Source organism: Streptococcus zalophi, from assembly GCF_016481285.1.
GTDB lineage: Bacteria > Bacillota > Bacilli > Lactobacillales > Streptococcaceae > Streptococcus > Streptococcus zalophi.
Map to the genome: position 1 here is coordinate 36,525 of NZ_JAENBP010000003.1, position 15,258 is coordinate 51,782.

Annotated in this window: 15 protein-coding genes and 1 riboswitch; of the genes, 2 read left to right on the forward strand and 13 right to left on the reverse strand. The window is 32.8% G+C overall.

The features are described from left to right. Nucleotides 1-7 precede the first annotated feature (7 nt). Nucleotides 8-517 (reverse strand): QueT transporter family protein, encoded by a 510-nt coding sequence (locus JHK64_RS02945; protein WP_199567515.1) that lies wholly within the window; start codon nucleotides 515-517, stop codon nucleotides 8-10. Continuing rightward, nucleotides 515-612, reverse strand: a riboswitch (PreQ1 riboswitch). (Overlaps the previous gene by 3 nt.) 115 nt (nucleotides 613-727) lie before the next feature. Between JHK64_RS02945 and JHK64_RS02950 the strand changes: the two genes are divergently transcribed. Beyond that, entirely contained in the window at nucleotides 728-1,180 is a 453-nt protein-coding gene (locus tag JHK64_RS02950; RefSeq protein ID WP_199567516.1) for a GtrA family protein, read from the forward strand. A 21-nt stretch (nucleotides 1,181-1,201) separates the two neighbouring features. On the opposite strand, the gene JHK64_RS02955 is transcribed toward JHK64_RS02950, so the two are convergent. From JHK64_RS02955 to JHK64_RS03010, 12 genes are all read right to left on the reverse strand, one after another. Next, the gene (locus tag JHK64_RS02955) at nucleotides 1,202-1,588 is read right to left on the reverse strand and encodes a DUF1722 domain-containing protein (protein ID WP_199567517.1); all 387 of its coding nucleotides are present in this window, start codon (nucleotides 1,586-1,588) and stop codon (nucleotides 1,202-1,204) included. 25 nt (nucleotides 1,589-1,613) lie between these two features. Further along, nucleotides 1,614-2,210 carry a response regulator transcription factor gene (locus JHK64_RS02960; protein WP_199567518.1) on the reverse strand — a complete coding sequence of 199 codons (597 nt, stop codon included), beginning with the start codon at nucleotides 2,208-2,210 and terminating at the stop codon, nucleotides 1,614-1,616. Continuing rightward, the gene (locus JHK64_RS02965) at nucleotides 2,207-3,295 is read right to left on the reverse strand and encodes a sensor histidine kinase (RefSeq protein ID WP_199567519.1); all 1,089 of its coding nucleotides are present in this window, start codon (nucleotides 3,293-3,295) and stop codon (nucleotides 2,207-2,209) included. The genes JHK64_RS02960 and JHK64_RS02965 overlap by 4 nt, the downstream gene beginning before the upstream one ends. Continuing rightward, entirely contained in the window at nucleotides 3,296-4,036 is a 741-nt protein-coding gene (locus JHK64_RS02970) for an ABC transporter permease (RefSeq protein WP_199567520.1), read from the reverse strand. Continuing rightward, the gene (locus JHK64_RS02975; protein WP_199567521.1) at nucleotides 4,023-4,922 is read right to left on the reverse strand and encodes an ABC transporter ATP-binding protein; all 900 of its coding nucleotides are present in this window, start codon (nucleotides 4,920-4,922) and stop codon (nucleotides 4,023-4,025) included. The genes JHK64_RS02970 and JHK64_RS02975 overlap by 14 nt, the downstream gene beginning before the upstream one ends. Nucleotides 4,923-5,031: 109 nt before the next feature. Continuing rightward, nucleotides 5,032-5,943, reverse strand: a complete 912-nt coding sequence (locus JHK64_RS02980) for a YhjD/YihY/BrkB family envelope integrity protein (protein ID WP_199567522.1) — start codon at nucleotides 5,941-5,943, stop codon at nucleotides 5,032-5,034. 16 nt (nucleotides 5,944-5,959) lie between these two features. Next, nucleotides 5,960-6,820, reverse strand: a complete 861-nt coding sequence (locus JHK64_RS02985; protein WP_199567523.1) for a methionyl aminopeptidase — start codon at nucleotides 6,818-6,820, stop codon at nucleotides 5,960-5,962. An 18-nt stretch (nucleotides 6,821-6,838) separates the two neighbouring features. Beyond that, nucleotides 6,839-8,122, reverse strand: coding sequence for a CBS-HotDog domain-containing transcription factor SpxR (gene spxR, locus JHK64_RS02990; protein WP_199567524.1), 1,284 nt, complete (start codon nucleotides 8,120-8,122; stop codon nucleotides 6,839-6,841). A gap of 4 nt (nucleotides 8,123-8,126) precedes the next feature. Beyond that, the gene (locus JHK64_RS02995) at nucleotides 8,127-8,669 is read right to left on the reverse strand and encodes a GNAT family N-acetyltransferase (RefSeq protein ID WP_199567525.1); all 543 of its coding nucleotides are present in this window, start codon (nucleotides 8,667-8,669) and stop codon (nucleotides 8,127-8,129) included. A 164-nt stretch (nucleotides 8,670-8,833) separates the two neighbouring features. After that, nucleotides 8,834-11,092, reverse strand: coding sequence for a glycogen/starch/alpha-glucan family phosphorylase (gene glgP / locus JHK64_RS03000; RefSeq protein WP_199567526.1), 2,259 nt, complete (start codon nucleotides 11,090-11,092; stop codon nucleotides 8,834-8,836). After that, on the reverse strand, nucleotides 11,076-12,593 hold the full coding sequence (malQ, locus tag JHK64_RS03005; protein WP_199567527.1) for a 4-alpha-glucanotransferase: 1,518 nt from the start codon (nucleotides 12,591-12,593) through the stop codon (nucleotides 11,076-11,078). Before malQ ends, glgP begins: the two co-directional genes overlap by 17 nt. A gap of 97 nt (nucleotides 12,594-12,690) precedes the next feature. After that, nucleotides 12,691-13,710, reverse strand: a complete 1,020-nt coding sequence (locus tag JHK64_RS03010) for a LacI family DNA-binding transcriptional regulator (protein WP_199567528.1) — start codon at nucleotides 13,708-13,710, stop codon at nucleotides 12,691-12,693. A 273-nt stretch (nucleotides 13,711-13,983) separates the two neighbouring features. Between JHK64_RS03010 and JHK64_RS03015 the strand changes: the two genes are divergently transcribed. Next, on the forward strand, nucleotides 13,984-15,234 hold the full coding sequence (locus JHK64_RS03015) for an extracellular solute-binding protein (protein WP_199567529.1): 1,251 nt from the start codon (nucleotides 13,984-13,986) through the stop codon (nucleotides 15,232-15,234). Nucleotides 15,235-15,258: the final 24 nt, after the last annotated feature.

A 15,258-nucleotide genomic window follows, 5' to 3' on the forward strand; every position in this document is an offset into this window, starting at 1 on the left:
AGAACGCTTATTTTGTAAAGTCAATAGTTTTAGATATTTTTTCAATAATAACAGCACCTACTAGTAAAGACAGTAATTCTCCAACACCAGTTGTGAACCATGTGAGCCAAAATGGTGCCCCAAATAAATAGTGAAGCTCCAAAGCAATAGTTATCATACTAGCTGCAAAAAAGACAGAAAAATAAAGAAAACCTTTCGATATTATGCCATTTAGCAAGTAGTCATTTTGATATTTTTTAAATAATATGATACCAAGTGTGACAAAGATTAAGGTTGAAAAACCTCCTACAAAAACATCTATCACACCAAAACTGTATAGATTTGAAATCATACAACCAATCGTTACTGCGATAATGTATTTTTTATTGTAGAAGCCAAGAAAGTTTAGCATTTCTGAAACTCTAAACTGATAAGCGCCAAAACTAATAGCATTTAGAGGTGGTAAAATGGTTAAAACAATGTAAATAGCAGCGACCACTGAAATGTGTAGGTAATCTTTAGTTGTTAATGATTTCATTTTTTTCTCCTTTAGTGGCTAAACCACGTGTAATATGCTTGGTGAAAGGGGAGTAAGCACCAAGGGTTGATAAACAACTTTACTATTGTAACATGTTTATTGGAAAAAATAAAGACAATGAAAAATGATTTTTTGATAACTCTTATTTTTTTAAAAAAATATAAGACTAAAACGATATTTAATTTTCTAATCTTTTGGTAAAATAATAGTATGATATCACAACTAGTTACTTTTATAAAAAAACTCTGGGCAACAGAGTTAATCAAATATCTCTTTTTTGGCGTCCTGACAACACTTGTTTATTTTGTCAGTCGAACCCTTTTATTTCTACAAATAAATCAAGCTCTTATCTCAGCTGTCATAGCCAATATTGTCGCTATTTTATTTGCTTTTTTCGTTAATGATCGCTATGTTTTTCTGCAAGTACAAAAAGGACGATTGAAACGCTTAATTCAATTCTTTTTCGCTAGAATTTCAACACTAGTATTGGATGGCTTTTTAGCCTTACTTTTTGTTGATTACTACCCCAATCTCATCGGACAATTTGTTAACAATGATTTGAAGATGGTTAATCTCATCGAAACTATTCTTTCGCAAATTGCCATATTAGTCATCAACTATCTTTTAAGTAAATATTTGATTTTTAAAAACAAAAAACACTAAATCTAATCGGGTTTAGTGTTTTTAGAAACCTTCGTCAAAGAATTTTGAGTTGAAAAGATAATCTTTTTGATATTTAACAGCTAGTTCCTTTATTAATTGTGCTAATTCTTTTTGATAGAAAAATGCATTTTCAATATAGGTTTTATAGGCAACTTTTTCATTACTTGTGGCTTCTTTTTTAAAATAACCCCACATGTGCTGAAAGGCTGTTGTCAGCGTTTCTTTGGTTGGTTCTAACGTTTTTGCATCTTCAATGTAAGACCAAAATAAGTCATCCTTATCTGTATCCCATTCATTTCCCTTAAACAAGAGACGGATCTGATTATAGTGATATTGAGAATGTCCCATTACCCAATATTTGTGATAGGCCCACTCTTTTTGAGCTTTTTTTAAATGATGGTTTGTCATTAATAGTCCTCTCATTTATGAAGAATTATAGCCAGCCATTTTCACGCGCTATTTGGACAGCTTGGGTGCGGTTATTGGCAGATAATTTGTTGAAAATACTCGTCAAATAATTTCTGACAGTACCATTTGAAAGAAATAAGGATTGAGCAATTTCCTCGTTCGAGCAACCTTTAGAAACCAATTCTAAAATAGCTATTTCTCTTTGACTTAGGGGATTTGAGGTAAACGCCATTCCTTCCACTAATTCTGGAGAGTATTCTTTTTTTCCGGCTAAAACCGTATGAATCGTTCCCATTAATTCAGATGCTGAGCGATCTTTTAAAACAAAGGCATCAACCTGAGCTTCTAATGCTCTTTTAAAATAGCCTGTCCGTTTAAAAGTCGTCAGAATAATCACTTTTAAATCACTATGACTTCTCACCCACTCTAAAACATCAAGACCTGTTTTATAAGGCATTTCAATATCTAAAATAGCCACATCAACACTTTCTTTTGATAAGATATCAATGGCTTCTTGACCATTTGAAGCTTGCAAAATAAGATCGACATCATCTTCCATTAATAGTAATTGGCAAAGAGCATCTCTTAACATGGCTTGATCTTCTGCAACTAATAATTTCATGATTTGATTCCTTCTTTAAGAGCAATTTGAATGCGCGTTGGCTGTTTTAATGAGGTTATTTTTAGGTTACCATTAACAAGACTCAATCTATCTTTGATGGATGATAGCTCGTCTCCTTTTAAAGTTGAAAAACCAACACCATCATCTTCAACGATTAGCTTGATGTCTTTTTCTCTGTACAAGCTGATACGACAATTCTTAGCATGGCTATGTTTGATAATATTGTTGGTAAGTTCCCTGATAAGCATCGTCAGTGTTGATTGAATCACAGGCGATAAATTATCTAAGTTAAGTTGATTATCAATCGTTAAAGCGATATTAGCAAGCTCAAAGAGATTTTCAATGGTTTCAAGCTCCTCTATAACTGTTCTAAATTTGAGATTATTGATGATACTTCTCACCTCACTCATTGACTCTTTACTCATTTGGTGAAGTTCTTTTAGTTCTTTTTCAACAAGCGCCGTCTCACCTTTTTCTAATTGTTTCAATGCCAATTCTGATTTAATGGTCATCATGGCAAATACATGACCTAAAGTATCATGGAGATCACGTCCAATACGATTTCGTTCATTTTCAGCCATCAAGACATTAATATAAGCATTTTTTTGCTCAATTTCAGCCTTTTGTTTTTCTTCATTTTGAATTCTCAAGCTGATAAAATAAAAACTTAACATGAAAATACTAACAAAGATGGTAAATAAAGTTTCTTCGATATTTTGACCAAACCATAATTGATAGGAGTTTAGAAAACTGATAGCCAGTAAAAAACTAATGGGACGATAATGTTTAAATGGGTCATGGAAACGATAAACCAGTAAATTGGTTGTGTAGAAAAAATACCAGATAATGCCAATATTAAACGTAAGGCACATAAAAAGAATGTAGCCCAACATATAAAACCAAGCCAATAAATGGTATTTCCCCAAGCCTTTTATCACTAAATAGAGGTAAGCTAAAATAAATAACAGGATTAAAACAAGGTGCCACATTGGCAAAGAACCATTAATAATAGCTACTATTGGGAAAATGAGAAAACTTAAAGAAGCATAGTAAAACAAATGGTAACTATTTTTAATCTGTTTCAATTAATTAACCTCAACTTTTTTCTTTATAATAAAACTTATCATCAGTATTACTATAGCATAAAAAACTAAAATAATGAGCGAATTGATGGAAAATTTATCTGCAAAATAACTAATCAGCAGATTGTTATAGTGATATGTTGGTGTGAATTTGGAAATACTTTGTAACCAACTTGGAAAGGAATCTACTGGCATCCATAGGCCACCTAAAATGGCTAAGCTCATATATAAAATATTACCAAAAACACTTAAGGTTTCAGTGGATTTGATAAAACTCAAAAGGATACCTAAAGGCATAAAGCAAATGGCACCAAAAAATAATAATAGGCCTGAATTTAACCAATCATTAATCGTCATTGACACATCTTGTACAAAACGTCCACTAAGAAAAACGAAAATAATAGCAAGTAAAAAGCTGACTAAAATTCTGATAACTTTTGCCATGAAATATTGCCAGATGGAAACTGGTGAGTGACTCAAATGTTTGATGTAATAACTTTTACGATCTTCTTGAATGGAAAAAGGAAAAGTAAAGAGTGCAAAACTAATACTCGAAAAAGCAGTCATTGACATCATGGATTGTCTAATCACAAGAGGTTGAATGTCTTTTGGCAATTCCCCTAGCAAAATGCTTGAAAAAAGGAGGAAAAAGGCTATCGGCATCCCTATCCCTAAAATAAAACTAGAAAAAGTTCTTTTGGCCTGTAAATACTCTTTTTTTAATAGTGCTTTAAATATGGTCATGGTAAGTATCCTTTCTACTATCAAATATACTATCTAGCAATGTTCTATTGGTCATTTCAATAGCCTCAATGGGACAATTGGCCTCAACAAGGGATTGCCAAATGGCACTTGGTTTTTTTGTCATAAATGAGATGGTATCGTTTTTCAGCTCAAGATTACTGATAATGGTTTGATCTATATCATCTAAATATTTTTTAGGAAGGACAAAGTGCTTACTTTTTTCTTCACTTCTTAACAAATAAGGTGTTGTGTCTTTAAGTAAATTGCCTTCATGCAAGACCAAGATGCGATCTGCTGTGTGTTCTACTTCTTCAATATAATGAGAAGAGTAAATAATTGTTTTTCCTGAAGTTTTTAAGTGATTGATAATTTCCCAGAAACGTTTTCTAGTTGATGTGTCCATCGCAGTTGTTGGTTCATCAAGAAAAATAATATCAGGTTGACCAATCAAGGTTAAGACAAAATCTAAGAGTCGTCTTTGTCCACCAGATAGTTTATTCGCAAACTGCTGTTTTTGTTTTGGTTTAAAAGCAAGTAAGTCGTCTACTTCTTTTTCATTCAAAGGATTAGGATAAATGGCTCTTTGAAAATCAATTAATTCTTGAACGGTCATCTTATCTTGGATAAGATTGTCTTGAAAGAGCACGCCAACTCTCTTTTTAAGACGATGGTCACTGGGTGAATATCCCAAAACATCTATGTCCCCTGCACTTGCTTTATAGTCCCCTAAAAGGCAAGTCATTAGAACTGTTTTTCCAGCACCATTTGGGCCAATTAAAGCTATACAATCACCTTCAAATATCTCGAAAGAAAGATCATTTAAAACGACTTTTTCCTTGAATTGTTTTTTCAGATGATTAACGGTTAATACAGGTTTTTTATTCATAATTATCATCCTTTCTATAACTCTATCTTATCAATTGATAATGGTTTTAATAAGTTCTAAAAAGCATGACTTGATATGACATTTGTCATAAAAAAAAGACTCCTTAGAGTCATTTTTTGTTTTTTGAAAAAAGTGATTCAAAGAAAGAGAGAATGGTTCCTCGTCTTGCTTCAAAAGTCTTCACGTGTTGCTTTTGATAGATAGCATTGATAATGCCTCCAATAATAAGAATCTTGGAAAAAAAGATAAACCAAAACATGATGGCAAAAAGAGTCACCGAACCTAAAATACGAAGATTTTCCATATTTTGAATAGTATTCCCAATATAATTTCCAACGAGATTAGTAAAAAATACAAAAACGATACTGGTAAAGACTGTTCCTGGAATGACGTAGCGAATTTTTTGAATTCTGACATTGGGCAAAATATAGTATAAAAAAGCAAGAGTGACAAAAGATAAAAGTCCTGTTATTGGTTGGATTAAACTATCTAACAGTTGATACAAGTTTTGACCAAATTGTAGTTGCTGATATAACAATGCCAATAGACTACTGCCAAAAGTTGAAATAATAACAGCCATAATTAAAAATATAATTAAAACAAGGCTAGAAAATATACCAACAAGTCGACTAACAATAAAATCACGATGATCTTGCATATCATAAGCCTTATTCATAGCTTTTTGAAGAAATACCAAACTTTTTGAAATTGTCCAAAAAGCAGCCAGTAAGGATAGCCAAACAAGACCTGATGAAGGTCGCTCAAAAATACTTTTAATGATGGTTGCAACACTATCGTACAACTGTGTTGGCAAATAATCCTTTAAAAATTCTAATAACGATGAGGTATCAATATTAAAATAAGGAAAAATATTAGCTAATAAAACAAGGAATGGAAAAACTGTTAACATCATATAATAGGCAACAGCAATACTTGATAAATCCATATCTGAATTTTTATAATGGATTAAAAATGATTGAATAACCTCATTATTTTGCCATTTGCTGATTAATTTTTTCACTTTTTCTCCCATTTGCTTAATAGGTTCTCTCTTCTCCTTGACTGGTTAAAATACGTGGACCATCCTTAGTGATGACAAATTGGTGCTCATATTGACAAGAAAGACCTCCATCAATCGTTTTATGAGCCCAACCGGTTTTGAGATCCGTATCAATTTCCCAAGTACCAGTATTAATCATAGGTTCAACTGTTAGAACCATCCCTTCTTTGAGACGAAGCCCACGACCAGCAACACCATAATTAGGTACCATAGGCTCTTCATGCATAGTTGGTCCAACACCATGTCCCACCAAATCTCTCACAACACCATAACCAAAGCTTTCAGCATATTCTTGAACAGCTGCACCAATATCACCGATACGGTTGCCGATAACAGCTTTTTCAATGCCTCGATACATAGCTTCTTTAGTCACTGCCATCAGTTGTTCAACTTCTTTTGAAACCTTACCAACTGCATAACCCCAACAAGAATCGGCCAAACCACCACGATAAGAGTCGGTGTGTTTTTTCATTTCAGAAACATTATCAAAATCTAACTTAGACACATCAAGAACAGCTTTATCAAGTGGTTCACTTAGTACCATATCAACATTTAATAAGTCACCTTCTTTTAAGATATAGTGTCTTGGGAAGGAATGAGCAACTTCATCATTTAAAGCACAACAAGTAGCATAAGGATAGTCCATTAGTTGTCCATCAACACCGATTTGAAGCGGAAGAACGTTACTTTCTTTGCAACGTCTTCTCACATATTCTTCTACTTCCCACATATCAACACCTGGTTTAATAATATCTCTTAAACCAATGTGAATACTGGCTAAAAAGTCACCAGCACGATCCATAGCATCTATTTCTCTTTGTGATTTTAATGTAATCATTCTTTGTTTTTCTCTTTTCTAAATCATTTTTGTACTAACAATAGCTTTGGCAACACTCCGATTTTGTAGTTGAACTTCAAAATCTAGAACACTACCACGACGACCTTCTGTAATAATTCTTGGAACAATTTTTAATTTGTCTTCCACTTGAACAGCTTGAAGAAAATAAATCATTATTTGTTCAATGATAATATTCCTACTTTTTCTTTCTTTTAGGATTCGTAGAGTAATTTCCTTAATAATCTCTACCAATATACCATGCGATAAATTGCCAGTTAAATCAATCATGACAGGTTCAACCATGAAACTAAAATAATTGCCATCTGTTTTTAGGTTAGAAAGTATTTGTTCACTATAAGTGTAGAGTTGACCTTGTTTATCATCTTGAATACTTTCCATCACCTTACGTCTCGTCACAACACCAAGAAGCGTTTTATCATCTGAAACGACAGGTAACATATCATAATCTTCAAATATCATTTGCTGACTGATATGTGCCAAACTGACATTAGGTTTTGTAAGCACCGGATTTTTAGTCATGACTTTTTCAACACCAATACTGCCTTTTTTACCAGTGATGTCACGCATGCTAACAACTCCTACAACTAAGCCTTTATCATCAATGACTGGAAAACGTAAATAATTGTGCTTTTTGACTAAATTAATGTAATCTTTGATGGTATCGCTCAGTTTTAAGAAACCATAGTCACTTTTGAAGTGATAGATTTGATCAACTGTTTTAACATCTGTCTTGATGCGGGCATTGGCTAGAGCTCTATTTATCATAGTCGCAACTGTAAAAGTATCAAATGCAGTTACCATAACAGGTATACCTAATTGGTTTGAAGTCTCAATCACCTCATCAGAAACGGGAAAACCTCCTGTCACCAGGATGGCATTATTATTTTCTAAAGCTAATAATTGAATATTTTTGCGATCACCAACTATCAAAAGACCACCTTTGACAAGATATTTTAAAATATTTTTTCTCGTCATAGCACCAATAGAGAATTTGCTAAATTCATGTCCTAAACCAGAATGACCCGCCATAACCTCAGAATCACTAATTCTAGCAATTTCCGCATAAGTTAATTTATTTAATAAATGATTTGGTTTCGTCTCAATTCTTACTGTACCACTTCTAGGCTTTGTCTCAACAAGTCCTCTATTTTCTGCTTCTTTAATCGCCCGATAAGCGGTTCCGTCACTAACTTTTAGTCGGTTAGAAATACTTCTAACACTAACTCTTTTCCCAACTGGTAAATTCTCTAAATAGTTTAAAATGTCAAGATGTTTACTCATAATATTAACCACTTTTTCTTAATTCAAAAAGAAGATACTCTCTTGTTTTACGTGTGTATCGATCACTTCCTCGATACTGTTTGACCTTTTTAAAGCCTGCTTTTTGAGCTACCTTTTGACTAGCCTTGTTTTCTAAGTGTGTTATAATCACTAAACGTTTGAAACGAAGGTCGTTAATCGCAAGAGCAACAATAGATTTTAGGGCTTTTGTTGCATATCCTTGTGACCAAAAGTCTTTATGAATAAAATAAGAAATTTCTAACTCTTTATTATAAAAATCAATTTTTTCAAACCGAATAGCACCAATTAAAGTCTGACTCTTTTTTTCTTCAATTGCCCAGTTGCCAAGAGGAGCTTTCATAAAGGAGTGAACCATTAGATAATCACTTTCCTCTTTCGTTTTAATACTAGGTGAATCAAAAGAAAGGTTACCACTAACTCTAGCAATAGCAAAAAATGCCTGTCCATCACTAAAACGAAAAGGTCTAAGCAGTAGATGACTAGTTTCAACATAAGAATATCTTCCCAAATTTGTCCAAATATCCATAAGGTTATCATACAGTTTTTTTACATACTAGTCAACGATGAATAAGACGAAAATCATGATTTTATAATGATTTAAATTCCTTTGAGTCATGATTGCTGGTACTCAAAAACCCTACCGTATATTCTAGATAGGGTTTTTTGAAAATGAAATGAACTTAATTAGGATTAGCTATGCCAGATATCTTCATTATACTGTTTAATCGTTCTATCAGATGAGAAAAAGCCTGATTTAGCAATATTATTGATGACTTTTTTAGACCATAGCTCTTGATTTTCATAGTCTGAGAAGACTTTTTCTTTGATAGCAATGTATTCTTTTAAATCAATTAAGGTCATAAACCAATCTTTAGTGATAAGTTCATGATGAAGTCTTTCTAAGCGCTCTTTATTACCAAAAGAAAGTAACGCTTCACTAACAATAAAATCAACAGCTTCTTTAATGACATCATCTTGATAGTACTCATGAGCATGATAGCCAGAAGTAGCATAAAGGTCGATAATAGTGTCACTATCTTTACCAAAGGTATAAATATTATCCATTCCAGCTAATTCAGCAATTTCAACATTAGCGCCATCCATTGTTCCAAGGGTTAAGGCACCGTTTAGCATGAATTTCATGTTACCAGTACCTGAAGCTTCCTTAGAAGCTAATGAAATTTGTTCAGAAACATCAGAAGCTGGAATCAATTTTTCTGCAACAGTCACATTATAGTTTTCAACTAAATGAACATTAAGGTATGGATTTACTTCTGGATCATTATTGATTAGTTCAGACAAGCTGAGAATTAAGTGAATAATGTCTTGGGCTATGGTGTAAGCTGGAGCAGCCTTACCCCCAAAAATAATTGTAATCTTACGTTTTGGGAGGTTACCTTTTTTAATGTCTAGATATTTATGAATAACATATAAAGCATTCATTTGTTGACGTTTGTATTCATGGAATCGTTTGATTTGAGTATCAATAATGGAGTTTTCGTCTAAATCAATGCCCTTATTATCTTTAAGATAGTTTTTCAAAGCCAATTTATTATTAAATTTAATCTCAGCTAATTTTTGATGAACGTTGACATCATCAGCAAAATCCAATAATTTTTCAAGTTGAGTAGCATCCTCTAGATAGCCATCGCCAATTAATTCTTTAAGATAATCAGCTAAATCTTGGTTAGCAAATTCTAACCAGCGTCTAAAGGTGATACCATTTGTTTTATTGTTGAATTTCTCAGGATATAACTCATAGAAATCTTTTAATTCACTGTTTTTCAAGATTTCTGTGTGGAGTGCTGCCACCCCATTAACACTGTTTGAGTAGTGAATATCCATATGTGCCATATGAACACGTCCAGACTCATCAATAATATGAACTGAAGGATTTGTGTAATCTTTTTTAACAAGCTCATCCAACTGACGAATGATAGTAACAAGATGTGGTACCACTTCTTCTAGATAATCAAGCGGCCATTTTTCCAAGGCTTCTGCTAAGATGGTGTGGTTGGTATAACCCATCATGTTTTTAACGATAGCAACCGACTCTTCAAATGAAAGACCATGTTTTTCTGTTAATAAGCGAATCAATTCAGGAATAACAAGTGATGGATGTGTGTCATTGATTTGAACATAAGCATAGTCAGCCAAATCATGAAGGTTACTTCCTCTTTCAATGGCTTCGTCAATTAAAAGTTGAGCGGCATTTGAAACCATAAAATACTGTTGATAAATACGAAGTAATTCACCTGTTTTATCTGAATCATCAGGGTAGAGAAAGAGAGTTAAATTATTTTTAATGTCACTTTTATCAAAGGAAATCCCTTCTTTGATTAAACCATAGTCAACTGACTCAATATCAAACAAATTAAGATAATTTTTGGTCTCTTTTTGATAACCTAAAACATCAATACGATCTAGTTTTGATTTAAGGGTAAACTTTTTAAATGGAACTTCATAATTAATATCCGTTGGTTGCAACCAACTATCATTTTCAATCCAAAAATTAGGTTCAGCTTCTTGTTGGTTATTTCTAAACACTTGTCTAAAGAGACCACAATGGTAATTTAGACCAACACCCTCACCATTTAAAGATAATGTTGACATAGAGTCAACAAAACATGAGGCAAGTCTTCCTAAGCCACCATTTCCAAGTGATGGTTCTGGTTCAACATCTTCAATCTGACTGATTGATTTCCCTGCAGCTGCTAATTCTTCTTTGATTTCTTTATAAATTCCTAAGTTAATTAAATTATTTGACAATAATTTTCCAATAAGAAATTCTGCTGAAATATAGTAAACTTTGCGTTTTGATTGATTTTTTTCTTTTTTTTGTGCAGCTTCTTTAACGTAATCTAATAGCTGAACATAAATTTCTTCATTTGTTAATTCCGTAAGGGGTTTGTTTGTTTTTTCTAAAACATAGTTAGTTAAATAAGTCATTTTTTTCATTTCCTCTTTGATATAATGTTGTGATTTTAATTAAAAAGTCTTTTTTATCTTGTGTTAAATCTTCCTTTTTCATACGCCATTGCCAATTTCCTCCAACAGTAGAAGGCATATTCATTCGAGTTTCTGCATCTTTATCTAAAATATCTTGCATGGTAGCAATAACGGTGTTACTTGAGGTTGCAAAAAGAACACGAAGCATGGCTTGGCTAACTGGCTCAATCGGTTTACGATTACTGTAAGCATCAAAATAATCTTTTTGTTCAGGACTAAGATTATCATACCAACCATTGATCACTTCGTTATCATGAGTTCCAGAATAAGCAACAGTATTTGGAATACAACGATGAGGACTATCAATACTTTTACCCTCAATATCATAAAAACCAAATTCAAGGACCTTCATTCCTGGAAAATTAGCATTTTGCAATAGTTGTCTTGCTTTTTCATCAATATTTCCTAAATCTTCAGCGATTATTGGTAAATCACCTAGTGCCTCTTTAACGGCATTAAATAAGTCGATGCCGGGACCAGGCTGCCAACTGCCATAACGGGCAATCGCTGCTTTTCCATCAATTTCCCAATAATCAGAAAAACCTTTAAAGTGGTCAATTCTTAAATAATCGTATAACTTAAAACTTTCTCTAATGCGCTCAATCCACCAAGCATAACCTGTTTTAGCATGATTTTCCCAATCGTAAATGGGATTACCCCAAAGTTGACCATCAGCACTAAAATCATCTGCGGGAACACCTGCAACAAAAAGAGGATTCCTATTTTCATCTAATTTGAAAAGTTCTGGCATAGTCCATACTTCAACACTATCAGCTGAAACATAGATTGGCATATCTCCAATAATAGCAATGTTTCTCTGGTTAGCATAAGCTTTTAGTTTTTGCCATTGAGTAAAGAAAAAATATTGACACACTTTATGGTAATGAATTTCTTTTGCTAATAATTGACGATAGTATGCCAATGTCTCTTCATCACGACAAATTGCTTTTTGATCATCCCATAAAGGAAGCGCCTTATTATCAAAATATTCTTTAAGCGCCATAAACTCAGCGAAATTTGTCAACCAAGAATGATTGTCTGACTCAAAAGCAGCATAATCTTGTTTTAATTCCTCAATGGTTAGAAATTGCTCAACTGCCTTTTCAAGAATAGGACGTCTTGTATCAAACAAAAGATTATAGTCAACCGCTTCTTCGTTTTTTGAAAAAATAGCAGTATCATAATCTTCCTTACGTAAAATTCCTTCTTGTGCTAAAAATTCAAAATCAATAAGATGAGTATTTCCAGCCATGGCAGAAAAAGATTGATAAGGAGAGTCACCAAAACTAGTTGTTGTTAAAGGTAAAATTTGCCAATAGGTTTGTTTTGTTTCGACTAAAAAATCAATAAATTCATACGCTTCTTTGCCAAAAGTACCAATTCCAAATTTACCTGGTAAAGATGTAATGTGCATTAAAACACCACTTGCTCGTTTATCCATAGCTTTTACCTCGATTTAATTTATTGTAATGAAATTATAACGCAAACGGTTGCATAGGTCAAGCTTTTTCAAAAAAAAAAGAAAGAGTAACTCTTTCTTATAATTTATAGAGATCACGAACACTTTCTCTTTCTTTTAGATTAAAAGGTACTGTCTCCTTTTGATAACTAGTTTTATGATGATGCAATTTATCTAACAATCCTAACAAACTTGATTTCCCCAATTGTTTAATGTTAATATCAAAAGTTGTTAAATAAGGGTGGATGATTTTAGAATAGACAGAATTATTAAAAGAAATAATTGAAACATGATCAGGTACTTTAATATTATAAAAAGATAAAAATTGAATAACGCGTACTGACAGCATATCATCAATTACAATTAAGGCTGTGATATTTTCATCTTTTATTTTAGTAATAGCATTATCTAGTGACAAGGGATTGTGGCGATCAAATAAAATACTGCCATAATTTTTTATTTTCAAAGATTTTGTTCCTAAAGTATACCCTAGATAGCGCTCAGAATTAACCTTCGCTTTTTCATCATCTGTAATAAACAAAATGTTTTTATGACCTTTTTCAAAAAGGTAATCGACAGCTGTTTTTGCCATTAATTGGTTGTCATTATCAATATAGGTAATCGCTTTTTCTTGTGATTCTTGTGATCCGACAACAACGAAAGGAATATTATTTTGACTAAGAAAAAGACTAACAGGATCATTTTTTTCTGAATACAAGACAATAAAGCCATCTACTCTTTTTTGACGGTACATTAACTTTGCCTGATCTTTTAGACTTTCTGTGGATTCACCTGTTGCAATTGATACGGTAAAGTTTTTCTTTTTAGCTTCGTCATTAATGATTGTTAAAATTTCCATAAAGAAAGGTTGACTGATGCGATCAGAACTTGTTAAAGGTGGCAAAATAACGCCAACACATTGTGTTAAGCCACTTGCTAACATTTGAGCAGCAAAATTAGGGACATAGCCTAAGTCATCCATTGCTTTTTTGACTTTTTCCTTTGTCTTTAAAGATATGGAATGACTATTTTTTAAAGCACGACTAACAGTTGATGGGTTGACACCAGCTTTTTTTGCAACGTCTTTTATTGTAACCATCTATTGCTACCTCCCTTGAAATATAATCTATTAATGATATTTTCTATTCTACAATAGATTTTCATTTTAAACAAGTTGATAAAGCGTTTAAATGATATCACAACTATGTTATCCATTTTTTAAAAATTCTTTTTATAACTTTTATTTTAAATAAAAAAGTAAAAAAGAAAAAAATTTTAAAAAAATGAACTAAAATACTTGACATTTTCTGCAAACGGTTGCATAATAGTGGTGTAACTAAATTTATTTAACGTTTCAGGGAGGAAACAAGCTATGAAAAAATGGCAAAAATTATTGATTAGTGGTGCAAGTTTAACACTTGCTAGTACTTTATTAGTCGCTTGCGGATCTAATGATAAAAAAGAAGAAACTGCTTCATCATCAGATGACAAAACTATTAAACTATGGGTCCCAACCGATTCAAAAGACTCATATAAAGATATTGTTGCTCAATTTGAGAAAGATTCTGGTTATAAAGTTAAAGTTATCGAATCTGAAGATCCTAAAGCACAAGAAAAAATCAAAAAAGATGCAAGTACTGCTGCTGATGTCTTCTCACTTCCTCATGATCAACTTGGTCAATTAGTTGAGTCTGGGGTTATCCAAGAAATCCCTGAAGAGTACGCTTCTGAAATTGCAGCTACTGCAACTGATCAAGCCATTGCTGGGGCTCAATACAATGGTAAAACATATGCATTCCCATTTGGTATTGAATCTCAAGTACTTTTCTACAACAAAGAAAAATTATCTGAAGAAGATGTTAAGTCTTATGAAACAATCACTTCAAAAGCAACATTTGGTGAAACCTTTAAACAAATGAATGCCTACGCAACTGGTCCATTATTTATGTCAGTTGGTGATACTTTATTTGGTGAAAATGGTGAAGATGTTTCTGGTACTAACTGGGGAAATGAAGCTGGTGTTTCTGTTCTTAAATGGATTGCTGACCAAAACAATAACTCTGGTTTTGTTAACTTAGATGCAAGTAATGTGATGTCATCATTTGGTGAGGGAACTGTTGCTGCTATTGAAACAGGTCCATGGAACTATCAAGCAGCTCAAGAAGCTATTGGAGCTGATAATTTAGGTATTGCTGTTTACCCAATGATTAACATTGGTGGACAAGACGTTCAACAAAAAGCATTCTTAGGTGTTAAACTTTATGCTGTTAACCAAGCACCTGCTAAGGGTGATACTAAACGTATCGCTGCAAGTTACCAATTAGCTTCATACTTAACTAACGCTGAAAGCCAAGCTAACCAATTTGAAACTCGTACTATCATCCCAGCAAATAAAGAAGTTCAAGCTTCTGAAGTTGTTCAAAATCATGATTTAGCACAAGCCGTAATAAAAATGGGATCTTCAACAGACTACACTGTTGTTATGCCTAAGTTGAGTCAAATGGGTACCTTCTGGACTGAAAGTGCTGCTATCCTTAGTGACACATACAATGGAAAAATTCCAGAAAGTGACTATTTATCAAAACTTCAACAATTTGATAAAGATCTTGCTGCTACTGAATAATTCATGACACGTAACAAGTGAGGA

Bases quoted from the DNA above. Each gene is read 5' to 3' on its own strand.
- JHK64_RS02995 (WP_199567525.1), bottom strand. From the start codon at position 8,669: ATGGATATTTGGACAAATTTGGGAAGATATTCTTATGTTGAAACTAGT.
- glgP (WP_199567526.1), bottom strand. From the start codon at position 11,092: ATGACTTATTTAACTAACTATGTTTTAGAAAAAACAAACAAACCCCTT.
- malQ (WP_199567527.1), bottom strand. From the start codon at position 12,593: ATGGATAAACGAGCAAGTGGTGTTTTAATGCACATTACATCTTTACCA.
- JHK64_RS02945 (WP_199567515.1), bottom strand. From the start codon at position 517: ATGAAATCATTAACAACTAAAGATTACCTACACATTTCAGTGGTCGCT.
- spxR (WP_199567524.1), bottom strand. From the start codon at position 8,122: ATGAGTAAACATCTTGACATTTTAAACTATTTAGAGAATTTACCAGTT.
- JHK64_RS02985 (WP_199567523.1), bottom strand. From the start codon at position 6,820: ATGATTACATTAAAATCACAAAGAGAAATAGATGCTATGGATCGTGCT.
- JHK64_RS02950 (WP_199567516.1), top strand. From the start codon at position 728: ATGATATCACAACTAGTTACTTTTATAAAAAAACTCTGGGCAACAGAG.
- JHK64_RS02955 (WP_199567517.1), bottom strand. From the start codon at position 1,588: ATGACAAACCATCATTTAAAAAAAGCTCAAAAAGAGTGGGCCTATCAC.
- JHK64_RS03010 (WP_199567528.1), bottom strand. From the start codon at position 13,710: ATGGTTACAATAAAAGACGTTGCAAAAAAAGCTGGTGTCAACCCATCA.
- JHK64_RS02975 (WP_199567521.1), bottom strand. From the start codon at position 4,922: ATGAATAAAAAACCTGTATTAACCGTTAATCATCTGAAAAAACAATTC.
- JHK64_RS02970 (WP_199567520.1), bottom strand. From the start codon at position 4,036: ATGACCATATTTAAAGCACTATTAAAAAAAGAGTATTTACAGGCCAAA.
- JHK64_RS03015 (WP_199567529.1), top strand. From the start codon at position 13,984: ATGAAAAAATGGCAAAAATTATTGATTAGTGGTGCAAGTTTAACACTT.
- JHK64_RS02960 (WP_199567518.1), bottom strand. From the start codon at position 2,210: ATGAAATTATTAGTTGCAGAAGATCAAGCCATGTTAAGAGATGCTCTT.